Source organism: Klebsiella indica (genome assembly GCF_005860775.1).
GTDB lineage: Bacteria > Pseudomonadota > Gammaproteobacteria > Enterobacterales > Enterobacteriaceae > Klebsiella > Klebsiella indica.
Map to the genome: position 1 here is coordinate 66,645 of NZ_VCHQ01000026.1, position 24,033 is coordinate 90,677.

At 53.3% G+C, this 24,033-nt stretch carries 22 protein-coding genes; 10 read left to right on the forward strand and 12 right to left on the reverse strand.

What is annotated here, in order from left to right; translation table 11 throughout:
- Positions 1–6 precede the first annotated feature (6 nt).
- Together FE839_RS18190 and FE839_RS18195 are read right to left on the reverse strand one after the other, a co-directional pair.
- On the reverse strand, positions 7–438 hold the full coding sequence (locus tag FE839_RS18190; protein ID WP_138362188.1) for a tripartite tricarboxylate transporter TctB family protein: 432 nt from the start codon (positions 436–438) through the stop codon (positions 7–9).
- A 14-nt stretch (positions 439–452) separates the two neighbouring features.
- Entirely contained in the window at positions 453–1,430 is a 978-nt protein-coding gene (locus tag FE839_RS18195; RefSeq protein WP_138362189.1) for a Bug family tripartite tricarboxylate transporter substrate binding protein, read from the reverse strand.
- 152 nt (positions 1,431–1,582) lie between these two features.
- Between FE839_RS18195 and tctD the strand changes: the two genes are divergently transcribed.
- Positions 1,583–2,257 (forward strand): transcriptional regulator TctD, encoded by a 675-nt coding sequence (gene tctD, locus FE839_RS18200; RefSeq protein ID WP_138362190.1) that lies wholly within the window; start codon positions 1,583–1,585, stop codon positions 2,255–2,257.
- Positions 2,244–3,713 (forward strand): sensor histidine kinase, encoded by a 1,470-nt coding sequence (locus tag FE839_RS18205; protein ID WP_138362191.1) that lies wholly within the window; start codon positions 2,244–2,246, stop codon positions 3,711–3,713. The genes tctD and FE839_RS18205 overlap by 14 nt, the downstream gene beginning before the upstream one ends.
- 53 nt (positions 3,714–3,766) lie before the next feature.
- On the opposite strand, the gene FE839_RS18210 is transcribed toward FE839_RS18205, so the two are convergent.
- From FE839_RS18210 to FE839_RS18220, 3 genes are all read right to left on the reverse strand, one after another.
- The gene (locus FE839_RS18210; RefSeq protein ID WP_138362387.1) at positions 3,767–4,249 is read right to left on the reverse strand and encodes a cold-shock protein; all 483 of its coding nucleotides are present in this window, start codon (positions 4,247–4,249) and stop codon (positions 3,767–3,769) included.
- 115 nt (positions 4,250–4,364) lie between these two features.
- Positions 4,365–4,904, reverse strand: coding sequence for a DUF2058 domain-containing protein (locus FE839_RS18215; RefSeq protein ID WP_138362192.1), 540 nt, complete (start codon positions 4,902–4,904; stop codon positions 4,365–4,367).
- Positions 4,905–5,658: 754 nt separating this feature from the next.
- Positions 5,659–5,931, reverse strand: a complete 273-nt coding sequence (locus FE839_RS18220) for an ElaB/YgaM/YqjD family protein (protein WP_138362193.1) — start codon at positions 5,929–5,931, stop codon at positions 5,659–5,661.
- Between the two features lie 437 nt (positions 5,932–6,368).
- Between FE839_RS18220 and FE839_RS18225 the strand changes: the two genes are divergently transcribed.
- Positions 6,369–6,623 (forward strand): hypothetical protein, encoded by a 255-nt coding sequence (locus FE839_RS18225; protein ID WP_138362194.1) that lies wholly within the window; start codon positions 6,369–6,371, stop codon positions 6,621–6,623.
- A gap of 28 nt (positions 6,624–6,651) precedes the next feature.
- Complete coding sequence (locus tag FE839_RS18230; protein ID WP_171034922.1) at positions 6,652–6,912, forward strand: hypothetical protein; 261 nt, start codon at positions 6,652–6,654, stop codon at positions 6,910–6,912.
- Between the two features lie 156 nt (positions 6,913–7,068).
- On the opposite strand, the gene FE839_RS18235 is transcribed toward FE839_RS18230, so the two are convergent.
- Both FE839_RS18235 and FE839_RS18240 read right to left on the reverse strand, forming a co-directional pair.
- Positions 7,069–8,319 (reverse strand): MFS transporter, encoded by a 1,251-nt coding sequence (locus FE839_RS18235; protein ID WP_138362196.1) that lies wholly within the window; start codon positions 8,317–8,319, stop codon positions 7,069–7,071.
- 341 nt (positions 8,320–8,660) lie between these two features.
- The gene (locus FE839_RS18240) at positions 8,661–11,768 is read right to left on the reverse strand and encodes a beta-galactosidase (RefSeq protein ID WP_138362197.1); all 3,108 of its coding nucleotides are present in this window, start codon (positions 11,766–11,768) and stop codon (positions 8,661–8,663) included.
- Positions 11,769–11,976: 208 nt separating this feature from the next.
- On the opposite strand from FE839_RS18240, the gene FE839_RS18245 reads away from it, so the two are divergent.
- The 3 genes from FE839_RS18245 (at position 11,977) to FE839_RS18255 (ending at position 15,693) form a co-directional block, all read left to right on the forward strand.
- Positions 11,977–13,047, forward strand: a complete 1,071-nt coding sequence (locus FE839_RS18245) for a LacI family DNA-binding transcriptional regulator (RefSeq protein ID WP_138362388.1) — start codon at positions 11,977–11,979, stop codon at positions 13,045–13,047.
- A gap of 603 nt (positions 13,048–13,650) precedes the next feature.
- Complete coding sequence (locus FE839_RS18250; RefSeq protein ID WP_138362198.1) at positions 13,651–14,634, forward strand: DUF1852 domain-containing protein; 984 nt, start codon at positions 13,651–13,653, stop codon at positions 14,632–14,634.
- A gap of 27 nt (positions 14,635–14,661) precedes the next feature.
- A complete protein-coding gene (locus tag FE839_RS18255; protein ID WP_138362199.1) occupies positions 14,662–15,693 on the forward strand; it encodes a methionine synthase in 1,032 nt (343 codons plus the stop codon).
- A gap of 140 nt (positions 15,694–15,833) precedes the next feature.
- Here FE839_RS18255 and ydfZ read toward each other — a convergent pair whose 3' ends face one another.
- Entirely contained in the window at positions 15,834–16,037 is a 204-nt protein-coding gene (ydfZ, locus tag FE839_RS18260; RefSeq protein WP_138362200.1) for a putative selenium delivery protein YdfZ, read from the reverse strand.
- A gap of 322 nt (positions 16,038–16,359) precedes the next feature.
- Here ydfZ and cybB point away from each other — a divergent pair, with 322 nt between their 5' ends.
- The 3 genes from cybB to FE839_RS18275 all read left to right on the forward strand — a co-directional run bounded on the left by cybB (position 16,360) and on the right by FE839_RS18275 (position 18,599).
- Positions 16,360–16,887 carry a cytochrome b561 gene (cybB, locus tag FE839_RS18265; RefSeq protein ID WP_138362201.1) on the forward strand — a complete coding sequence of 176 codons (528 nt, stop codon included), beginning with the start codon at positions 16,360–16,362 and terminating at the stop codon, positions 16,885–16,887.
- 295 nt (positions 16,888–17,182) lie between these two features.
- Entirely contained in the window at positions 17,183–17,458 is a 276-nt protein-coding gene (locus FE839_RS18270; protein ID WP_138362202.1) for a metal/formaldehyde-sensitive transcriptional repressor, read from the forward strand.
- Positions 17,459–17,480: 22 nt separating this feature from the next.
- On the forward strand, positions 17,481–18,599 hold the full coding sequence (locus tag FE839_RS18275; RefSeq protein WP_138362203.1) for an S-(hydroxymethyl)glutathione dehydrogenase/class III alcohol dehydrogenase: 1,119 nt from the start codon (positions 17,481–17,483) through the stop codon (positions 18,597–18,599).
- A 50-nt stretch (positions 18,600–18,649) separates the two neighbouring features.
- Here the strand turns inward: FE839_RS18275 and FE839_RS18280 are convergent, their stop codons facing one another.
- From FE839_RS18280 to pcaH, 4 genes are all read right to left on the reverse strand, one after another.
- On the reverse strand, positions 18,650–21,022 hold the full coding sequence (locus FE839_RS18280) for a glucose/quinate/shikimate family membrane-bound PQQ-dependent dehydrogenase (RefSeq protein WP_138362204.1): 2,373 nt from the start codon (positions 21,020–21,022) through the stop codon (positions 18,650–18,652).
- 479 nt (positions 21,023–21,501) lie between these two features.
- A complete protein-coding gene (locus tag FE839_RS18285) occupies positions 21,502–22,425 on the reverse strand; it encodes a LysR substrate-binding domain-containing protein (protein WP_138362205.1) in 924 nt (307 codons plus the stop codon).
- A gap of 169 nt (positions 22,426–22,594) precedes the next feature.
- A complete protein-coding gene (gene pcaG, locus FE839_RS18290) occupies positions 22,595–23,215 on the reverse strand; it encodes a protocatechuate 3,4-dioxygenase subunit alpha (RefSeq protein ID WP_138362206.1) in 621 nt (206 codons plus the stop codon).
- The gene (gene pcaH / locus FE839_RS18295; RefSeq protein WP_138362207.1) at positions 23,212–23,952 is read right to left on the reverse strand and encodes a protocatechuate 3,4-dioxygenase subunit beta; all 741 of its coding nucleotides are present in this window, start codon (positions 23,950–23,952) and stop codon (positions 23,212–23,214) included. Before pcaH ends, pcaG begins: the two co-directional genes overlap by 4 nt.
- Positions 23,953–24,033 lie beyond the last annotated feature (81 nt).

Sequence of the window (24,033 nt, forward strand, 5' to 3'; positions counted from 1 at the left end):
TCTCCGTTAACTCAGCCAGGCGCCGAGAGGTAAGGTGACATCAAGCAGGCGGTCGAAGGCATACCACAGCAGGGTGCCGAGAACCGCGCCGGAAATACCCGCTGCCGGGACCGTTGCGCCGAACAGAATGCCGACGACCAGGGTGAGAATGGCGGTGGCAATCGGAAAGCCCAGCCATTCAAAACCCCAGGCATACATCAGCAGGACGATGACCATCGTCAGCAGCTTTTGCAACACATGGCGGTGAGGCCAGTTAACGGTATCGGGATGGCGCAATAACAGCGCCAGCGCGCAGAACGCCATCAGACCGAGAATACCCAGCGGAAACGGGCGAGGGCCCACCGGTTCGTAGCTGTATTCACTGTGAATCTGCCAGGCGATAAACAGCCCGGCAATGCAGAGCAACAGCCAGATCCCGGCAAAAATACGATCGCTCATGAGTGCCTCCTGAGCTATTTCGCGAGGCCGAAGGCTTTCGCCTGTTCGCGGTAATCGGTGACCTGTTTTTTGACGTAGTCGTCAAGCTGTTTGCCGGTCATATCGAATGCAAACAGACCGCGCAGATCGCGCTGCTTTTTAAACTCGTCGGTCTGCTGGAGTTTTTTGAAGGTCTCCACCCACCACTGGTAGTCGGCATCGCTGACTTTCGGCCCCACGTAAAAGCCACGAATGATCGGCCAGACCAGGTCGTATCCTTGCTCTTTGGCGGTCGGGACGTTGGCTAACTGACCCGGCAGGCGTTGTTCAGCAAATACCGCCAGCACGCGAATTTTATCGCCGCTCAGGTAAGGCACCATTTCACTGAGGTCGCCGGAAACCACCTGCACATGGTTGCCCATCAGCGCCGTAACCGGTTCGCCGCCGCCTTCAAACGCCACGTAGCGCATCTTGTGCGGATCAACATTGGCCTTCTGCGCCAGTAGCGCCGCCTTCATCCAGTCCTGGCTGCCGATTGACGCGCCTGCGCCAATGACCACGCTCTCAGGTTTTTTTTCCATGGCGCTCAGCAGATCCTTCAGCGACTTCCACGGGGAGTCGGCGCGCACGGCGATCATCCCGTAGTCGGTCCCCACACTCGCCAGCCAGCGCACATCATCCACACCGTAACGACCAAATTTCCCCTGCGACAAATTGAGCAGCGATCCACCGGAGAAGGCGACCAGCGTTCCCGGTTCGCCAGGACGCTGGGCGACAATCGCGTTATAGGCCACCGCGCCGACGCCGCCCGGCATATAAGTGACGCGCATCGGTTTATCGATTGCGCCGGTTTCCATCATGCTCACCTGAATCAGCTTACAGGTAAGGTCGAATCCGCCGCCGGGTTTGGCCGGGGCGATGCATTCGGTGCGCGACGGTGCGTCCTGCGCCAGTACAGCGGTACTCATCAGTAAAATGCTTGCAGTAAGGGTGCGAAGTAATTGTTTTTTCATTGTTTATCCTCACGCGGATGTCCGAATTTTCAGGTACGGAAGAAGATTTTTGTGATTATGTGAACCGACATGTAGCAGTACGGTTGCGTGATTGTTAAAACAATAACCTTTCAATTCCCTTTCAATGGGGCAGAAACTTTACAGGATGTGATATGCGTCTCTTATTAGCGGAAGATAACCGTGAGTTGGCTCACTGGCTGGAGAAAGCGCTGGCGCAAAACGGTTTTGCCGTGGACTGCGTATTCGATGGCCTGGCGGCCGATCATCTTCTGCACAGTGAAAGCTACGCGCTGGCGGTGCTGGACATCAATATGCCTGGACTGGACGGGCTGGATGTGGTGCAACGCCTGCGCAAGCGTGGACAAACGCTGCCGGTGCTGCTGCTGACGGCGCGCAGCGCGGTGGCGGATCGGGTGAAAGGGCTGAATGTCGGGGCGGATGACTATCTGCCAAAACCGTTTGAAATCGAAGAGCTGGATGCGCGATTACGGGCATTACTGCGGCGCAGCGCGGGCCAGGTGCAGGAGTTACAGCAGCTTGGCGATCTGGCGTTTCACGATGAAGGTTACTTTTTGCTTCAGGCGCAGCCGCTGGCGCTGACCCCGCGTGAGCAGGCGTTGCTGACGGTATTGATGTACCGCAGAACGCGACCGGTGTCGCGCCAGCAGCTGTTTGAACAGGTCTTCAGCCTGAGCGATGAGGTCAGCCCGGAGAGCATCGAACTCTATATCCATCGTCTGCGCAAAAAATTACAGGGCAGTAACGTGCGGATCACCACCCTGCGTGGGCTGGGTTACGTGCTGGAGTGCGGCGATGAGGTGGGCTAAACCCCAGTCGCTGTATCTGCAACTGCTGCTATTCCTCGGATTGCCGCTGGTGCTGCTATGGGCGCTTTCCGCCTTTAACAGCTACGTTAGCGCGCTACAGGCTGCAACCCAGGCCTACGACAGGACGCTGCTCTCTTCTGCCAGAACGGTGGCGGAGCGGCTGGTGGTGCGCGACGATAAACTGGAAGTGAATGTGCCCTGGGTGGTGCTCGACAGCTTCGAACTGAACATGAACGATCGGCTCTATTACAAAGTGGTGGATCCGGATGGAAAGGTTATTTCCGGGTATGACGATCTGCCTGCGATGCCGCCAGCGACCTCGCGAACCCGGCTCTATCCGGCGCTGGCATGGTTTTATCATACTCAGTATCGCGGGGAAGCGATCCGCGTGGCGCGGCTATTACAGCCGGTAAACGAAGGGGCGATTTTCGGCATGGCGGAGATTTACGTTGCCGAAACGTTGCAATCCCGGCGCTATCTGGCCGGGCATTTGTTGTTTTCATCCTGGGTATCGCAAGGTCTGCTGGTGCTGCTGACGTTAGTGCTTGTGGGCTGGTTGCTGCGGCGGATATTAAGACCGATACGTCAGCTCTCTTCGCTGATGGTGCGGCGCGAACCGGGCCTGCTGACCCCCTTGCCGGAACTGCTGCCCTGGTCAGAGACCCGGCTGCTGATCGTCGCCTTTAACCGCTACATCGATCGCCTGCGCGCGCTGATCTCCCGTCAGGAGCGCTTTAGCGCCGATGCGTCCCATCAGTTAAAAACGCCGCTGGCGGTACTGAAAACCCAGGCGGCGGTGGCGTTAGCCAGTCAACAGCCGCAGCAGTGGCACGAAAGTTTGCGGGCGATGAGCGCCACGCTGGATAATACCATTCAGTTGACGGAGAGATTGCTACAGCTTTCGGCGGTGAAACGTAAAGAGCAGGGGGAGCGACAGTTCTTGCCGGTTAATCTGTATGATGTGGTGCAGATGAGCTGTTTTAGCCGTCTGGCGCAGGCCCGTAGCAAAGCGATCGATCTGGGATATGAAGGCGAGCAGACGGCGCAGTGGATCGAAGGCGATGAGGTTTTACTTGGCGAACTGTGTGCGAATCTGCTGGATAATGCGTTGAAATATACCCCATCACCGGGCACCGTCACCGCGAGGCTTCTGCGTGATGACGATGCGGTCATTCTGGAGGTAGAGGATAGCGGTCCGGGCATTGAGGATGAGCAGATCTATCAGGCGTTGCAGCCGTTTCAGCGACTTGACAACGCGGGGACCGAGGCGGGGGCGGGGATCGGGCTGGCGCTGGTTAACGATATTGCGCGTTTGCACCACACACATCCCCGGCTTTTACGCAGCGAAACGTCAGGTGGATTAATGGTGCGGGTGCGGTTCCTGGCTATTCGTTCCCCCGGGGAAACGCGATATGATGAAAACAAGCGGGCTGAGCAGCATTTCAGCAAGATATAATCTGACAGATATCGGTATAAATAATCGCTGGCTGCCAGATCGGGCCGGAATGATTACACCTTCAGCATTTTCACTGTGGCTTCTATATCTATCTCATCTTCCGAGAAGATAAGCGTCGTTCCCTGGAAGGTGGTGATCGCCAGTTTTTTCAGTGAACGCATTTCGCCGGGCTTAGCGGCTGATTTTGGCTTGATATTGCCCATCAGCAAACCGACAGACAGCACCGCATTTTCTTTATCGATGCGGGTATCGGCAGGAACCTCTTCACTGTATACCAGCCACGATTTGATTGAGGTAAGTTTAAGACGCTCGCCTGCGATGTAGATGTATTTGCTTTCAGGGATGACCTTCACGGCATACGATGACAAGCCCTTGTTATTTGTCGTGGGCTCGAACGTTACCGCCGCGTTTTTTTTAAGCAAATCAGGGTTGGCAACCTTAATCACGTGAAAATAGCGATTATCACCGTTTTCATCTTTGATAAATCCAAAGCCTTTATCTTTAAACCATGTCGTGATCGTTCCGTTCATTGCCATTACCGCCTGATTAATCATTCATTACCTAATTTTTGCCGCGCGCAGTGTAAAGCATAATGCCCGCGCAGACTACGCCTTTAGTGTGACCGATGGATCTCTGCTCCGCGAGCGCTGCTTACCACATTAAATCATCGGGCACTTTAAAATCAGCATAAGGATCGTCTTCATCCTGTGTCTGCTCACTCAGCGCGCTGTTTAAGACAATGCAGCTTGCGTCCCGCTGGGCGATTTTATCGGCTACGCTCCCGGGGATGATTGCGTATTTATTCTCGCCGTTATGATCAACAGCCAGGCGGACAATAGCCAGACGACCGCTAATCAACTGGGCCTGCGTCAGCTTGTCTACGGTCATTTTCTTAATAAAATTATTATCCGTAAAGTTAAAATCAATATCGCCTTTTGCAATGTCGATTTTGTTCATTTCAATAAGCTGCTTGATCTGAGCTTGATATTCTTTGGCCAGCGCCGCTTGTTTTTGCTGCTCGCTTAGCTGCTTATCCCGCTCAAGTTGCGCTCTCTTATTCTCTTCCACGGCTTCTCTGGCTTCGCGAGCCTGAACGCGCGACTTTTTAGCGGTTCTCTGGACCTTGGCCATTTTTTTGCTGGTTACTAATCCGGCTTTGAGCATCTGCTCTTGTAAGGTGAGTTTTGTCATACGGGTGTCTGAATCTGCTGAATATTGTGGGGCATTATAGCGGTAAATTTAGCGAATGTACCAGGCGGCGTGTTGCGACCTGTAGGGCCTTGAGGCTGATGACAACTCTGTTTGAGATATTGTGTCCGCATTTTCGCCGGGTGGTGATTACCGCCTTTTCTGGCTTGAAAAAACAATAATATCATTATGTTATCTGCTTTTTATCGGCCCGCGATCGGTGGTTCTGGCGAACATGACGCATTTTTCATTTTCACCCATTCAGATTCCGTGGTCTGTTCCGTTCACGGGTAATTCGCGGATATTCGTTATATCCACAGCGTGTGAACGGGCAGGGGGACGTTTCGCCCGTCCCCCTGCACCCCCGGCATGGCGCTGAAAACCTGCCGCTGCGCGGTCCGCTCCACTCCGGCTTCATCTGGCGGACCGGCTGAGACGCGGCATCCTTGCCGCGACTCAGCCTCTGGCCGCCGTCCTGGCGGCCAGTCCTGGATGTGCGCCTGCGTTCCCGCCAGGTTTCCTTGATGCGCCCAACCCCCATGCGGTGAGTCCGTTATTCGTCAGGGGCTTTTCAGAGGCTGAAAGTCATAAAAAAAGTTATATCCTTTATATTTCAGCCTGTATCAGCTCAGTTAGTGAATCAACCGAATCAGATTTTCGTTTAAACCACCGATAATGCGATTGCCACAGGCAAATAAAACAAAAGACAACACCGATGATTTGCTTAAGTGAACGGCATTGGCCCGGTGGCCTGAGATTATTTCCGACCGACCAGTAAACCAATCACCAGTCCGATGGCACCGGCTGCCAGTAGCCCGGTCAGCGGATTTTCCTTTACGCGTTCTGAGACTTCTGAAACCGCATCCGAAGCCTGGGCGGCGTATTTACGGGCCGCGCCTTTGAGCTGATGCCTGGGCGAATCTACGACATGACCAAATTGTTGTTGGGCTTCCCCGGCAAATTCATTGACTTTATTGTCGACTTTGTCCACCAGATCTTGCGCGTCGTTTTCATAATCTTGCGATGACATAGGACTCTCCTTTTGGTTGACTTGTTTAAGTCTAGTGGCTGACAAGAGAAGTTCAAATGTGTGAGACACTCCAGGATTAATCCAGAGGGGGCAGGCGGCTCGTTTATGCGGCCAGACCCCCGCGACCAGAGTGATGCCATGCGTCTGGTGAATAGCCTGTATTTGTTATTGCGAATATCAGCGATGTGTTTGCTGATGATGTCGCGCGGGTTGATGGTTTATCCAGAGGACTGTCGTGGCGCGGTGATTTCAATTGATTAAGATAATTCCGGGTTATAGAATTCTGCGCCTGTGTGCGGATTAACGGCCATAACAGGTAAATAAGGGGTAATGAGATTCACAATTTCTCATTTTTCCTTCATCATTTGCCAGATTTTATGCCTAATAATCAACGTGTCGCTCAGCATAAGAATTAAATTTTTTTACTCAAGGCCGGTATGAACTATAAGAATGTACTGAAGACTGCGTTTCTGTTTGCTCCCGTGGCGCTCCTGATTCTGCAAACCTCAGCCAGGGCCGCAGAGGTAACGAAAACGTCGACCTGTCAGAAAGCGTCGCCTGTAGTGGATAAAGACGGTGTTCCACTACCGCCGATAGTGGAAGGCGAAAGCACCCATCGGCTCCCTGCGCATGACACGTCCGGCTACGGTGGCGCAACAGTCAACTGCCAGCCTGCGGCCATCAAAAATTAATCATTGACCTCAACCCGGGAGGGACATGGTGCACTCGCTAATTAAGGTGATGCTGGTAGGTGGAAAAGGCGACGGTCTGATGGTCAGCGTTGCCGATAACGCGACAGAGGTTTCCGTTACCCCCGCGCAATACGGCGCGAAGTCCGGTCAGCCGCTAAACTACAGGATCGTGTCGCAAACCATTGACAATGAACGCTATTTCTTTGGCGTTTTCAACGAGAGTCATGAGAACACGGATAAGCTTAAAAGAGTGGCATTGACTCGTGGCATGAAAAAATTCTTCTGTTAAGCCGTATTGGCGAAATATCTGGCAGAAAAGATCATAAAAAAACAGATGGCCCGATATTCTTCAGGCTGGATCGGCGCTGCATGCCTGCACACCTTATCATCTTTGTCAGCCTGCAAATGTGAAAAGCCGCAGGCAACTGCCCGCGGCGGTATTATTTTACGCTGTTGCCGTAAGCAGCGTTTTGCTCCCTTTTAGGGTAAACAGTGAAATAATGGTAAAGCTCAGCGTAATACAGCCCAGAATCAGATAAGCCTGATGGAAACCGACGGTATCATACATCCGTCCAACCCATGCCGAGAGCACAACCCCCGAAAGCTGTTTCGACAAATTAAAACCAATCAGGAATAGCGTTGCCGAAAGCTTTGGATTAAACGCAGAGGCGATATACTTAAAGGTGCCGACCAGCAGGAACGGTACTTCAAACATATGCAGCATTTTCAGGATAACCACTTCCACCGCCGAGCTGGCAAAAGACGACCCCAGAATACGCACGGACATAATTAATCCTGCGGTCAGCAGGGCGTTCTTGGCGCCGATTCGGTTAACGATAGCCGGGGCGCAGAACATAATCAGCGCATTGAGCAATTCTCCGCCAGTGGTGACGAAGCCAAAAACTTCGGTTCCACGTTGCGGGCTGGAAAAGAATCCTTTGAAAAAATTAGCGAACTGCTGGTCGAAAACGTCATACACGCTGGCAACGCCGACCACGTAAATGATAAAGCCCCAGAAACGCGGCATGCGCAGCAGTTCAGCGGCGGTGCGCATCGAAAAAGCCTTGCGGTTAGCGCCAAGCGCATCGATAACTTCAGCGCTATTGCTGCTCTCCGGCTTCGATACCCACAGCAGTACGCCGAGGATCAGGGCAAAACCGGAGGCGATCCAGAAGGTGATATTGGGGTCAATCCCAAACAGAATACCGGTGATCGAGGCGCACAGGGCCCAGCCGACACAGCCGGAGACACGGACTTTGCCATATTCAAAGCGGTTAGCGCGACTGACGCGTTCGATATAGGCTTCTACAGCCCCGGAACCGCTGGAGAAGACAATTCCCAGATAGATCCCGCCCACCAGGGCACCTGCAATAATATTGATCTGCAATAGCGGCGAGAAGACAAAAATAAAGAAAGGGGCAAACAGCATTAATAAAATGGCGATAGTCCACAACAGATGCTTGCGCAGCCCAAGCTTATCGGAAACCAGACCAAAAATAGGCTGGAAGATGATAGCGAATAACGAAATAGAGGAAAAAACAATCCCCGTTTCAGTTTTGGTTAAGTGGTTCACTTCCGCCAGCCACACCGGAAAGAAGGGGAAGTAGGCCGACATAATGAAATAGTAGAAGAAAAAGAACAGCATAAAATAGATAAAGTTATGCCGTTCCCGTGGTGCGAGTTCAGAGAGTTTCATTGTGAATAGTCCATATTATGATACGTTGTCATTCAGGTTGTCTCTTCATTGGCTACGCCAATTACCGGCCCATCCCTGGACCTTAGCCCTACGGCACCGTTGTAAACGGCGTCTTTTGATTCGCCTGCGGCCGCGATGAGAGCCGAGTGACATTATGTATCTGTTTATTATAGGGATTTATAGCCTATCCCATTAAGGCTATTTTGCTTGTCATTTTGAACCTGGGCAGTGTTCAGAATCCTCACGTACTGCGTGTACGCTCCGGTTCATCCGCGCTGGCCGTGTTCAAACTGTCTGCGCCAATAACGCCTGGTGGGATAGGCTCTTATATTCCCCGCTTATTATTGGAAATAAATCGTTAGCTGATAGTGCCAGTGCGTCTCCAGCAGCAGCCATTGCGGGAGTACGCTGGGAGTCCAGGAGTCATCGCCGCCGATACCCATATGCTGGCCATCAAGAGTGATCCAGACGCCGTTTTCCGGTTTCATCCAGTGCCAGTGGTCAGTGTCCATTAGCTGCCGGGTGCTGTAGGGTTGTACAGAGAAGTGGAAATTACCCGCCACGTGCCAGTGTCCCCAGTCCAGCGCTTTGTTGTCACAGCGCAGGCCATTTTCCGTCGGGAAAATATAGGGCGTGGTCATCTCCTCCAGCGGCAACTCCCAGCGGGAGAAACAGGCGCTGCTGCGGCGGTCCGGGTAGTTTTCGTGCGGGCCGTAGCCAAGCCAGGAGACCGGTTTACGCTGATCAGGAACCTGGAAATTGAGTCCGATGCGCGGCAGCGGCGGCAGGGTTCCGGCGCGTTCGCCCTCGATCGCCAGGTGCAGCTTACCCGCGGCATCGAACGTCATCCGCCAGTGGCTGACGATCGCCACCTCGTCGCCGCGTAGATAGTGCCAGCGGCAATCAATCACCACCTCATGGTTCAGGCGCTGAGCCTCACACTGCACGCAGCGCGGGCTAAGGTTGTAGAGATCCGCGCTTTTCCAGCGTTCCACCCAGGCATCAGGATCGATACGTTCCACTTCGCTGACGCCAATATCATTATCCAGCGGCGCGCGCACAAACTGGTCGCGCAATGGCGTCAGCAGTTGTTGCACACCGTCCACCCGCCAGTGGGTTAACAAACCGCTTTGTTTGTCGATAACCCAGTGCTGCGCGCCGCAGCGTACGGTCCAGGCGTTATCGCTACATTCCAGCGCGGGCGCAGTACCGGCGGGAGCCGGTGCGTGAACAACTAACGGAGCGGCGAGCGGAAATTGCTGCCAGGCGACGCGATGCCCGGCAGCGGACCAGGCGGTGGCCTGCGGCTGGATAACTTCCAGCGTCAGCCACACCTGTTCAGCACCGGCGGGTAGCGGCAAATTCTCGCACAGCGTCAGTTCGTTGCGTCCTTCCGGCGCAAGCGCAAGCCTGACGCTCCCCTGCGCAAAGGTTTCGCCCGCTGCTTGCACCTGCCAGCGCAGCAGTTCGTTATCGGTGGCGCGGAACAGATATTCGCTGCAGATGCTGATACGCAGTGGACTTTGCGCCAGCAGGGAGAACTGGAAAAACTGCTGTGCGTGTTTGGCTTCAATTAATGATGGGTGCGGGCGGCGATCGGGGAAAACCAGCCCGTTCATGCAGAACTGGCGATCGTTGGGTTTATCGCCAAAATCACCGCCGTAGGCCCAGCCAACTCGGCCGTCATCAAACGTTTTACTGATGGCCTGATCGGCCCAGTCCCAGATAAAACCGCCCTGCAGGCGCGGATAGTCGCGAAACGCCTGCCAGTAATCTGCAAAGTTGCCCAGGCTGTTCCCCATCGCATGGGCATATTCGCAGAGGATCAGCGGGCGCTGCTCGCCTGGCAAACCGATCCACTTCTTGATCCCCCATTTCGGCACTTCGGGAATGCGCTGGTCGCGTTCGACGCGGGCGTACATTGGGCAGATAATATCGGTTGTCGTGCTGTCGGCGCCGCCGCCTTCATACTGCACCGGACGGGAGGGATCGTTGCGCTTCAGCCAGTGATACATCGCTTCATGGTTGCCGCCGCCACCGGACTCATTTCCCAGCGACCAGATAATAATCGACGGATGGTTGCGGTTGCTTTGCAGCATCCGGCTGACGCGCGCGCTGAAGGCCGGTAGCCAGGCTGGATCGTCGGAAAGACGATTCATTGGCACCATGCCGTGGGTTTCAATATTGGCCTCGTCAACGACATACAGCCCGTAATGGTCGCACAGTTCGTACCAGCGCGAGGCGTTAGGGTAGTGGGAGCAGCGCACCGCATTGAAGTTGTTCTGCTTCATCAGCAGAATGTCCTGCACCATATCCTCTTCATTCACCACCTGCCCGCGCTGGTGGTGATGTTCGTGGCGGTTGACGCCGCGGATCAGCAGCGGTTTACCGTTCAGCAGCAGCAGGCCGTCTTTGATTTCCACCCGGCGAAAACCGATATCCCAGGCTTCGGCTTCAAGCAGATGATCTCCACGCCACAGGGACACAACCGCGCGGTAGCAGTTCGGCGTTTCCGCGCTCCACAGCGCCGGGCGTTCTACCGGCAGGTGAATCGTCGCGCGTTCAGCATAGTTTCCACGCTCATCAATTATCGGCGATCCTGGTGTCTGCTGGTGACTGGCGACACGGTGCGCGTTATCCCAGAGCTCTACTTTCACCGTCAGTTCGTCCAGTTGCGATGCCGGTGCGGCGACGCTTACATTCACCAGCAGATCGGCATCGCGATAGAGTGCATCCAGGCGTGGCGTGAGCTGCACATCGCTGAGATGTAACGACGGTTTATTCAACAGCCAGACCGACCGGAAGATCCCGCTCATACGCCACATATCCTGATCTTCCAGCCAGCTTCCCGCGCTCCAGCGCATCACCATCACACAAAGGCGGTTATCGCCTGCCTGAAGGTATGGCGTGAGATCGAAGGCCGCAGGCAGACGACTGTCCTGCGAGTAACCGACCCATTCGCCGTTACACCACAGGTGGAACGCGGAGTTGACGCCGTCGAAGATAATTTGCGTCTGGCCGTCGGTCCGCCAGCCTTCGTCGACGCGAAATATCAGCGAATAGCAGCCGGTCGGGTTCTCCTCTGGCACGCGCGGCGGCGTTGTGTCGATAGGGTAACGGACATTGGTATAGATAGGGGCGTCATAGCCTTCCATTTGCCAGTTAGACGGGACCGGCGTACTGCGGCTGTCCGGCAAATCCCTTTCCAGCCAGCAGGCATCGACGTCAAACGGGCTGCGGGCGTAAGAAAACTGCCACTGACCATCAAGCTGGCGGCGATTGAGCGAAGGCTGGTTTTCCCGTGCCGCGCCGGTATCGCGCCAGCTGGAAAAGGTCGGGTGGGCCGGCAGGCGATTAAGATGAGTGATAGTCTGGTTTTGCCAGTCTTCCCGGGCGAGCACTTGATGAAACTTTGCGCTCGTAGCGGAGATGGAATCGAGTTGTTGCATACGTATACCTGACGAATTTTTGATAAAAATGTCGTTCGCTAGACAATGATGATCCGGTTATCAGGTATTTTCCTTTTTCCCGCAATATTGGTGAAAATGAAACCCACTTTCGATCACGAAACGTGAGTAAAATGGCGGATTTTTGTCGTTTTCTAAACATAAAATGTTAGCGTAAGACATTGAGGTTTTCTGACAGAAGGAGCGTATGATGCCGCGGCGTTTGGCAAGGTTAGAAGATGTGGCCCGCGAGGCGGGTGTTTCTCAGCAGACGGTTTCCCGGGTACTGAATAATCCGGACGTGGTTTCCGAGCGTACTCGCGATAAAGTGATGCGCGCCATGCAGGCGCTGCACTATGTGCCGAACCGTTCAGCACAATTACTGGCTGGCAAATCCGCGTCATCAATTGGGCTGATTACTGCCTCGCTAACGCTGCATGCGCCTTCACAAATTGCGGCGGCGGTAAAAAGTCATGCCGGTGCGCACCAACTGGAGGTCTCTATCGCGATGCCAGCGCAGGTCAACGCTCCCTCCCTGCAGGCCAGGCTAAATGAGTTTCGCGCCCAGAATATTCGCGGGGCGATTATCAGTTTGCCATTAGAAAGTACGCTTGCGGAGCAACTTGTGGAGGAGAATCCCGACATTGCCTGCCTGTTTCTGGATGTGTCGCCGGAGACCGATGTGTGCTGTGTACGTTTCGATCACCGCGACGGTTGCGGCGCCTGCGTGCGCCATCTTTGGGACGCGGGGCACCGTGAGTTCGGCCTGCTTGCAGGGCCGGAGAGTTCCGTCTCCGCGCGCATGCGGTTAAGCAGCTGGCGCGAGGCGCTGCACCGGCTGGGAGTCAGCAATGCGGTGACGGTATTTGGCGACTGGAGCGCCGCCAGCGGCTGGAATAAGACCTTTGAGCTGCTGCATCGGCACCCGCGGATTACGGCGATCGTAGTGGCTAATGACCAGATGGCGCTCGGTGTACTTAGTGCCCTGGCGCAGCTTAATCGCACCGGAAGCCAGGCGATTTCAGTCACTGGCTATGACGATACGGCCGACAGCCTGTACTTCCAGCCGCCGTTAACCACCGTCGCTCAGGATTTTAACCTGTTGGGTAAACGGGCGGTTGAGTTACTGATTCAGCTAATGGCCGCGCCGCAGATGAAAATTCGTGAATTGCTGCCCGCGCGCTTGATTATCCGCCAGTCAACCTGGCCTCATACGTCAGGCGACGACGGGGAAAAAAAAGCGTTAATTGCGCAGCTTAAAGCGCTGGCAGAGAAACTTTGAGCACCAGCGCTGTTTAGCTTTCATTGAAGTCGTTTGTGGTAGCGTGACGAAGAGACGTAAGCAGGGTGCCTTACACCCTGACTATAAAAATGCATAATACGATCTATACCCTAAATTATTCGAGTTGCAGGAAGGCGGCGACGCAGTGAATCCCCGGGAGCGTACTCCAGTACGTGACTGGGGTAAACGAGGAAAGCCTACGCACATGCAACTTGAAGTATGACGGGTATATCCATGCAAGCATTCATTTACCGCCAGATATATGGCGGTTTTTTTTGCCCGTTTCCCGGTAGTGCGCATGTAACGTAATCATGATATTCCTGTCCTCTTCCGGACAGACCCGCAGCAGATCCGGGGATTTCGCCCAGTTCCGGATGAACAAGAGGGGAGACAATAGCGCATGACCCGGCCGTCTCTTCGATCATGAATATGGCTCATGTTGTAATGAAATTAACTCGCTTTCACTCAGCCGCTGGTTCTGGCATAAAATATGCAATATTAACTTACTGGCAACATGAAAGCTGCGGTATGCGTAACCAGTTAGTGCTGGGAAATCAACAAAAAACGCAGTTTTCATAACAGAACTCAGGATGCAAGTTCGCGATGAATCAAGATTTTACATTTACTGTTAAGCGCACACTTTTCGATGAAAACTATAACCCTTCGGCGAATACGCGTATTACGACCAACTTTGCGAATTTGGCCAGAGGTGACAATCGTCAACAGAACCTGCGCAACACATTAGTGATGATGAACAATCGCTTCAATACGCTGGCGTACTGGGATAACCCCAAAGCCGACCGTTATTCCATCGCGCTGGAAATCATTTCTGTTGATATGCAGATTGCAGCTAACGGTGATACCTTTCCAGTAATTGAAATACTGGAAACCGCTATTGTTGACCACAAGACCGATAAACGTATTGCAGGCATTGTCGGGAATAACTTCTCTTCATATGTCCGGGATTACGATTTTAGCGTATTATTATTGCAGCATAATAAAAACCAATCCAGCTTTAGCATCCCGGATAACTTTGGCGACGTACACGGAAATATCTTCAAGCATTTTGTTAACTCGAAAGAGTACAAAGATAATTTCCAAAAACAGCCGGTGATTTGCCTTAGCGTATCAAGCAAAGATGTTTATCAACGGACGGGGAATGAGCATCCTGTGCTCGGTATTGAATATCAGCCAGATGGTTCGTCTTTGACCGAACAGTACTTCAATAAAATGGGTCTGCGGGTGCGTTATTTTATGCCCAAAAACAGCGTTGCGCCCCTGGCATTTTATTTTGCCGCTGATGCCGATTTACTGACTGATTACACTGATCTTGAACTTATCAGTACTATCAGCACTATGGAGACATTCCAGAAAATCTACCGGCCTGAAATTTATAATGCGAATTCTGCCGCGGGACAATGCTATCAACCTGATCTGAATCATCAGGATCACTCATTAACAAAAATTGTTTATGACCGGGAAGAGCGTACTCAGTTAGCTATTGAACAGGGTAAGTTTACTGAAGAGCACTTTATCAAGCCGTATAAAAATATGTTTGAGCAATGGTTTGCTCACTATGCTCTTTAATTAACCGAACAAATAAGGCGATTTACGATGAAAACGTTGTTACCCACTTCGACTGCCGGTAGTTTACCGAAGCCTTCCTGGCTTGCACAACCTGAGACGCTCTGGTCCCCCTGGAAATTACAAAACGAAGAGTTAGTTGAGGGGAAAAAAGATGCGCTGAGTCTGGCCCTGTACGATCAACTCCGTGCCGGTATTGATATCGTCAGCGACGGCGAACAAACGCGTCAGCACTTTGTCACAACCTTTATTGAGCACCTCAGCGGTGTCGATTTTGAGAAACGTCAGGTGGTTAAAATTCGCGATCGCTATGATGCGAGCGTACCGACGGTGGTGGGGGCCGTTGAGCGCCAGAAACCTGTTTTTGTTGAAGATGCCAGGTTTCTACGGCAGCTCACTAAAAAGCCGATTAAGTGGGCGCTGCCGGGACCAATGACGATGGTCGATACGCTCTATGATAGCCACTATAAAAGCCGTGAAAAACTGGCCTGGGAATTCGCAAAAATTCTCAACCAGGAAGCGAAAGAACTGGAAGCTGCCGGCGTCGATATTATTCAGTTTGATGAGCCTGCCTTTAATGTTTTTTTTGATGAAGTGAATGAGTGGGGAATCGCCGCGTTAGAAAAAGCCATCGAAGGGCTTAAATGCGAAACCGCCGTTCATATCTGTTATGGCTATGGCATTAAGGCCAATACCGACTGGAAAAAAACGTTGGGATCGGAGTGGCGACAATATGAAGAAGCGTTTCCTAAACTGCAAACCTCCGCGATCGATATCATTTCACTGGAGTGCCATAACTCGCATGTGCCAATGGACCTGCTTGAACTGATTCGTGGCAAAAAAGTGATGGTTGGGGCCATTGACGTGGCAACCAATACCATAGAAACAGCGGAAGAGGTCGCCGCGACGTTACGTAAAGCACTTCAGTTTGTTGATGCCGATAAGCTCTATCCTTCAACTAACTGCGGAATGGCTCCGTTATCTCGTCGGGTAGCCAGAGGTAAGCTCGATGCGTTAACGGCCGGCGCAGAAATTATCCGCAGAGAATTGCAGGCTAAATAATCGGGCCAACTGGCTGAAATTGACCCGTTTTTGCGCATTATTCTCCTGTTCGTTACAGGAGAGCGCCTTCCCGGCGCCGTTTGCCGAACCTCTGATTTTCCAGAGTGTTGTCAGTCGGCGCCGCAGCAATATTCACGTTCTTAGTGGAACCCCAGGCGGATCAGTTCGACAGGTTCGAACTTGCCTTCATTGCCTTCGACTTCAACAGTTTTGTTGCGACGTAATTGGGCTGGAGTTAACCCATTGGAATGTATGGCAATAATTCTACCTGTCTTACCTGTCCCATTAATCATCACCTGGCTTCCGTTGGTAATGGGATTGCGGTTACGATCGTAAGTGACCATGGTTACTTCTCCTCTTAATGCTTTGGTATCGAAAAATCCGCGCAATAACACTCAGGGCATACCCCGGTAACGGACGTAATACAAATACTCCTCTGCGTCGGTTATTTTTTTGTGTTTGATCAACATCACACTTTTTTGTCGTATGTAAAGGACGATTTACCTGCGAGTGGTCGGACGGTTAATTGCCTTCGCCGATAACGCCAGTACGCCCCGGCAGAGGTGTCTATGGGGTATTGTTTTTTATAAGTACGTAAACGTTAATGATTTTTTAATAAAAGGTGGCTATGTTGACGGCATCACAGCGTCTTTAAAGGGTTTTTCCATGCGCGATAAATACTCCGGCATACAGATTGGTATCCACTGGCTGGTCTTTCTATTCGTGATCGTTGCTTATGCCGCGATGGAACTGCGGGGCTTTTTTCCACGTAGCGCACGGCCAGCCATTAATATGCTTCATGTCTCATGCGGGATCGCTATCTTTGTTCTGATGGTGGCGCGCTTGTTAGTGCGACTGAAATTTCCGGCACCGCCGATTGTACCCAAACCGTCACCAATGATGACGGGCTTTGCTCACCTCGGTCATCTGATTATCTATCTGCTGTTCATTGGGCTGCCGGTGATTGGCATGGTGATGATGTATTATCGCGGTCATCCCTGGTTTGCTTTTGGTCTGACTATGCCGCATGCGGCGGAAAGCGACTTTGAGCTGGTGGATACGCTGAAAGGGTGGCATGAGCTGCTGGCCAATACAGGTTACTTTATTATTGGCCTGCATGCGCTGGCAGCGCTGATGCACCACTATTTATGGAAAGACAACACGCTGCTGCGGATGATGCCCCGCAAACGCTAATTGCGCTGAAAACCTGCCGCTGCGCAGTCCGCTCAACTCCCGCGTCATCTGGCGGAGCGGGCGCGACTCGTGATGAGGGACTCGCCCTTCCAGGGCCAGCACAAGCGCTGTTCAAAATTGCTCCGGGACATTTTGTTTCGTCTGGCTGAGCAGATTTACGCGGCGAATCGATGATCCTTCACCTCAGTTAAACGCAAATTCTCATCGCTATGCTACGGTTAAAACGGCGAGTTAATTTGCCTCTTTATACGAATCAATATAGTATACCCCCCTATATAATATGGAGGGCGTAATCATGCCACATTCACCTGAAGATAAAAAGCGCGCCCTCAGCCGGGTACGGCGCATCCGCGGCCAGGTCGAAGCGCTCGAACGGGCGCTGGCGTCCGGAGAACCCTGCATGACCATTCTGCAACAGATTGCCTCTATTCGCGGCGCGGCTAACGGTCTGATGGGAGAAATGGTTGAAATTCACCTGAAAGATGAACTGGTCAGCGGTGAAACAACGCCCGATCAGCGGGCCGCCAGAATGGCGGAAGTCGGCCATCTGCTACGATCCTATTTAAAATAAAATCACCATGAGGAAGAGAGATATGAAATCACGTGCAGCCGTCGCGTTTGGCCCGGGCCAGCCGCTGAAAATTGTTGAGATTGACGTCGCGCCGCCGAAAAAAGGCGAAGTGCTGGTCAAAATCACCCACACTGGCGTTTGTCATACCGATGCCTTCACCCTTTCAGGCGACGATCCCGAAGGCGTTTTCCCGGCGGTTCTCGGCCATGAAGGCGGCGGTATTGTGGTTGAAGTCGGTGAGGGCGTGACCAGCCTGAAAGCAGGCGACCACGTTATTCCTTTGTATACCGCCGAATGTCGCGAGTGCAAGTTCTGCAAATCAGGTAAAACCAACCTCTGTCAGGCGGTTCGCGCCACTCAGGGTAAAGGCCTGATGCCGGACGGCACCACCCGTTTCTCTTATAACGGCGAGCCGATTTATCACTATATGGGCACCAGCACCTTTAGTGAATATACCGTCTGTGCGGAAATTTCCCTGGCGAAAGTGAACCCGCAGGCGCCGCTGGATAAAGTGTGTCTGCTGGGCTGCGGCGTGACCACCGGTATCGGCGCGGTACACAATACGGCGAAAGTGAAAGAGGGCGACACCGTGGCGGTCTTCGGTCTCGGCGGGATCGGCCTCGCGGTGATCCAGGGCGCGGTGCAGGCGAAAGCCGGACGTATTCTGGCGATCGATACCAACCCGGAAAAATTCACTCTCGCTAAAGAGATGGGGGCGACCGACTTTATCAACCCCAACGACTACGATAAGCCGGTTCAGGACGTGATTGTTGAACTGACCGATGGCGGCGTGGACTTCAGCTTTGAATGCATTGGCAACGTTAACGTGATGCGCGCGGCGCTTGAGTGCTGCCATAAAGGTTGGGGGGAAAGTGTGATTATCGGTGTGGCTGGCGCCGGGCAGGAGATCAAAACCCGTCCGTTTCAGCTGGTTACCGGGCGCGTCTGGCGTGGTTCGGCGTTCGGCGGCGTTAAAGGGCGTACCCAGTTACCGGGGATGGTGGAAGAGGCAATGGCGGGCAAAATTCGTCTTGATCCGTTTATTACCCACCGCATGCCGCTGGACCAAATCAATGAGGCTTTCGACCTGATGTATCAGGGGAAATCAATTCGTACCGTTATTCATTTCGGCGAGAATTGATCTTTCTGACGCTAACAATAACCCGGGCATGCCCGGGTTATTCAACCGTATCACTTCCGATCCGGCAGCGCGTAGGCGATGATGTAATCGCCACGATCCGGTGACTGGCGAGCGCCGCCGGCGTTGATGACGATATACTGCTTGCCGGTTTTTGGCGACACATAGGTCATCGGCCCGGACTGGCTTCCCACCGGCAGACGAGCTTTCCAGATCTCTTTCCCGTTAGCGGTATCAAATGCCCGCAGATAGAAATCCTGAGTGCCAGCAAAGAACAGCAGGCCGGACTGGGTTGCCAATGACGCGCCCAGGGTCGGCATACCGATAGGGATGGGCATATGCATGCGGATCCCCAGCGGGCCAGTGTCTTCGACGGTGCCCACCGGAACCTGCCATACCAGTTTGCCGGTTTTCAGATCGACAGCCGACAGGGTGCCGAAGGGCGGTTTCTGGCAAGGAATACCCAACGGCGACAGGAAACGCTGGCGCATCGCGCCGAACGGTGTACCGTCCATTGGCACAATACCCATCTCAATACCGCTGGCGTTTTTCGCTACTTTTGCGCGTGGCACCATATAGTTGGCGAGACCGAGGCGCATATCGTTAACGAACATCAGGCTGTTATTCGGGTCAACGGACACGCTTCCCCAGTTCATGCCGCCTAAAGAGCCCGGATACTGCAAAGAACGATCTTCGCCCGGCGGCGTAAAGATACCCTGGTGGCGCATCTCTTTAAACTCAATACGGCACAGCAACAGATCGACTGGCGTTGCGCCCCACATATCCGATTCTGTCAGCGTTTCGTTACCGATCATTGGCATTCCGACGGAGTAGGGCTGGGTCGGGGAGTAGCGTTCGCCTTTGATGTTGCCAGCCGGAACCGGGCGTTCTTCCACTTTCGCGACGGGCTGACCGGTTACCCGGTTGAGCATAAAGATCATGCCCTGCTTGCTGGTTTGAACCAGCACCGGCGTCGTGCCGCCTTTACCGTCAGGCAGATCGTACAGCAAAGGTTGAGACGGCAGGTCGAAGTCCCACAGATCGTGATGAGTGGTTTGGTAATGCCAGCGTACCTGACCAGTGGTCGCATCAACGGCAACGATAGATGAACTGTATTTATCGTCGAGCGGGGTACGTTCGCCGCCAAAGAAATCCGGTGTAGCGTTACCAGTTGGTAGATAAATCAGATTCAGTTTCGCGTCATAAGACATCGCCGACCAGACGTTAGGTGTCCCGCGAGTATATGTCTGGCCTGCTGGCGGTTCGCCAGTCAGATTCGGGTTACCCGGATCCCATGCCCACGCCAGCTTACCGGTATGTACATCATAAGCGCGAACGACGCCCGGAGGCTCGCCGGTGGAGAAGTTATCCGCCACGCGACCGCCCACCACCACTAAGTGGCCTGCAACCAGCGGTGTTGAGGTTTGCTGATAGTAACCCGGTTTGATTTCTCCCATACCGACGCTGAGATCGACAGTACCGTGGTTGCCAAAGTCGTCGCATAGTTGGCCATTGTCGGCATTAATGGCGATCAGACGGGCATCAATGGTTGGCAGAAACAGACGACGGGTACAGGCGGCAGGTTGCGCGTCGGTGACTGGCGTCGTCCGGGCCTGGCTATCTTCGTAATAACCTAAACCACGGCAGCGCTGCCAGTTAGGAGAACTGGCTTTTGAATCGTAGCGCCATTTCTCTTTACCGCTATCCACGTCCAGCGCCAGTACTTTACTGTAAGGGGTGCAGACGTAAAGCGTATCGCCAATCTGTAGCGGTGTATTCTGATCCTCCGCCCCAGCGCCATTGCTCTGTGGAATATCGCCGGTATGGGCAATCCACGCGACCTTCAACTGGTTAACGTTCTGTTTGTTGATCTGGTCAAGCGCGGCGAAACGGTCACCGTGGGTGGTGTTGCCCCAGTTCTCCCAGTTTTTTTGTTCTTCGCCAGCGGCGACAGGTTTTACCGGTACCGCTTCAGTGGCGCTGATCAGCGGCTGGGATTTGAACATCCAGCCGAAGCTGGCCAACAGCACAATAGCGATCACCGCCGCGAGGCTAAATGCCGGACCTTTTTTCGCTGGCGTGGCTGAAAGGAAAGGCCAGAGCAGCGCTGAAAGACAGGCCAGTACGCCAAAGGTAAACAGGCGCGAGAACAGCGGCCAGTAGGTCCAGCCAGCGTCACCGATCGCCCAGATGATCGATGCAATAAACGCAATTGCATAGAGTATGAGACCGCTGCGGCGGTGACGGAAAATGAGTACCGAGGCGATAACCATCGCCAGGCCCATTATCGCGAAATAGAAAGTGCCGCCGACAGCGATGAGTTTTGCGCCGAGAATACCGATTGCCAGGCCAATGATGAGCATCAGCCCGGCAAGAATCCACTGCAGGATCCGAGGGAGCCCACGTGGCGCATTGTCAGTTGCCATTTTTTCTCCTTAACCATGCCGGAACAGGCATGAACCATATGGATCAATTTTTGAAGTAAGATCTTTGAATGAAGGCATAATAACCGTCATAAAAGCAGGTATTTTTGCTATTATTGATTTCAAATGAATCATTTGGTGAAATCGAGAATATGATAGATCTGTTAAATAAATTTACGCAATTGTTAATGAATTATTCCGCACTAATTGATTATCGAGGTAAATGGCATGGGCTGCGGCCATAAAAAAAGCGGCAAAACGTAAGGGGAGTCTGTTCGCTTTTGGGCGGGTTTTCGTGAAAATGGCGCATCATTTGTTTTCACCCCTGTGATTAAGCGGTCGTTCTGTTCACCGTCAGACGAGGGTATTTGTCATTTTTCTCGCCAGTGAACGGCCAGAGGACGGTTTCTCTGGCATTGCGCTGAAAACCTGGTGTGGTGTGCGCCGCGCCAGGTGTATCTGGCGCACCGGAAAAAGACGCATCAGACGGGCATTGATTTACGAATGGCGCTAAGTAAGGTTTGAGTGCCTGCGGTAAGGGTCGCGTCTACGCGGGTCAAAATACCGATAGGTTCACCCGTTCCCTGCGTGGGGATCGGCAGCGCAGCCAACAGGCCACGGCGAAGATCGTCCTTAACCGCACCAGAGGGGACAAACCACACGTAATCATAGTCGACCGTCAGCTGGCGCGACAGGGAGGCTGACAGTGTTTCGATACAGCCAGCAGGGATTTTACATCCCTGGCTTTGCAGTAGCGTTTCGGCGTTCTGGCGGGGCAATGTGCCTTTTGGCGACACCACTACCGGCCACTCCATGACCCGGCTTAATGTCACGGTTTCTTGCAGTAGTGGGTGTCCGGGGCGGACTACCAGTTTCAGTGATTCGAGAAACAGCAGCTCGTAGTTCAAACCACTCATTAATTCCGGATCGGACATCCGTCCGATACCAATATCGATTTCTCCCGATTTCAGCCCAGCCAGCAACATGGTGTTGTTCATGGTCGCGACCTGCAGCGTGATATCTTTTTGCTGCCGATGAAACTGGCCAATGACCGAGGGCAAAATACCCAGCGCGGCGGTGGGGAGCGCGCCGATGCGCACAATGTCGCTATTAAGGCCTTCTTTACGATTTAGCGCCTGCCCGGCGCTATTGAGGGCGTCAAGCACCTTAACGGCATGGGTGAGGAACTGTTCGCCAACCAGCGTGAGCTGTGCGCCCAGCCGCCCGCGCTCAAACAGACGCGTGCCGGTCAACTGCTCCAGTTCATTCAACGTCTTGGATAAAGCCGGTTGGCTAAGGTTTAAGGTTTCAGCCGCACGCCCAAGGGTTCCCTGTTGAGCGACGGCCACGAAAGTATGTAAATGGCGCAAGCGAATGCGCTGACTGAAAAGACCATTTTTTTGCATAATTCATGTTAAGAACAGAGGTGTGTCGGTGGCAAGTCCGAATGTTTGTAATTGTTAACTTAATAGCAAAGTATTATTAACATCTCATATTATTATTTTACAAGCTGAATTTTGCTGAGCGGGGTAAAATTGCCGCCCGGCCAGCAGGGGCGGCAAAGGAAGAGAAAACTCAGATATCGAAGAAAACGGTTTCGTTCTCCCCCTGTAAATGAATATCGAACCGATAAACGATTTCAGTGCCACGTACCTCACGCTGGGCGATTAACGTCTGACGGCGCACTTCCCATTCAATCAGATTCAGCACCGGATCGGCCCGGTTGGCATCGACCTCGTCGGAGAAGTACATCCGCGTGTTAAGACCAATATTAATCCCCCGTGCGACTATCCATAGATTGACGTGTGGGGCCATGAGACGACCATCGCGCCCGACAACGGAGCCCGGTTTAATGGTTTCAAAGCGCCAGATACCGCTGGTGAAGTCGGAACAACTGCGTCCCCAGCCGCGGAATTCGGTATCCAGTTTCTTGCTCTGCTGGCGATCGTCGGGATGGTTATAGCGCCCGGCGGCGTTGGCCTGCCAGATCTCCAGCAGCACATCGCGCACCGGCGTCCCGGAGCCATCAATCACCCGGCCTTCAAGGGTAATATGTTCGCCTTCGGTCCCCGGCGTGGTGAGGATCGGGCCGAAGTTCTTTTCAAAAATATGAAATCCGGCGGCCTCCGGTGCGAGACCGATGTGTACATAGGGTCCTGCGGTTTGCGAGGCGGTTTCAGGTAAAAAATTTTTCATCGGGCGGCCCCCTGAGTGCGGTTTTCAAACAGCGTCGCGCGATGACCGCGCAGCACGAGGTCAAAACGGTACGCCAGGCAATCCAGCGGTACGGCGGCATGGGTGTCCAGTGCGGCGATTAATGTCCGAATGGCATCATCATTATTGATGGTTTTGACAATGGGGCACTGTTTAATCAGCGGATCGCCTTCGAAATACATTTGGGTAATTAACCGCTGCGCCCAGGCGTCCCCGGAAAGCGAGAAGTGAATATGCGCCGGACGCCAGTCGCTCACCTGGTTACGCCAGGGATAAGGGCCTGGCTTGATGGTGCGAAAACAGTAGTAGCCGTTTTCATCGGTCAGCACCCGGCCACAGCCGCCAAAGTTAGGATCGATAGGCGCCAGATACTGATCTTTTTTATGCCGATAGCGTCCACCCGCGTTGGCCTGCCAGACTTCAACCAGCGTGTTCTTCAGTGGGCGGCCAAAACCATCCTGTACGTATCCGTGTACGATAATACGTTCGCCAATGGGCAGGCCATCTTTGGCGTAGTTAAGGATCAGGTCGTTATCCAGCGCGCCGAGATCGTCGCTGCTGAATACCGGCCCGGTGATTTCTGAGAGTGAGTTTTGTAGTGAGATCAGCGCATTGCGCGGTGAGCGCAGAACGCTGGTTTTGTAGCCCGGCGCGTAAGCCGGGGGATGGCTGCTATAGTCGCGATGTACAACCTCGCGCGGTGACCATTTCTCGTTCATAGGGTACTCCGTCTTATCGGTAGAGAGGCATGTTGTTGTCATATCGCCACACGCAGTGTGTGTAAATATATTGTTAATTTA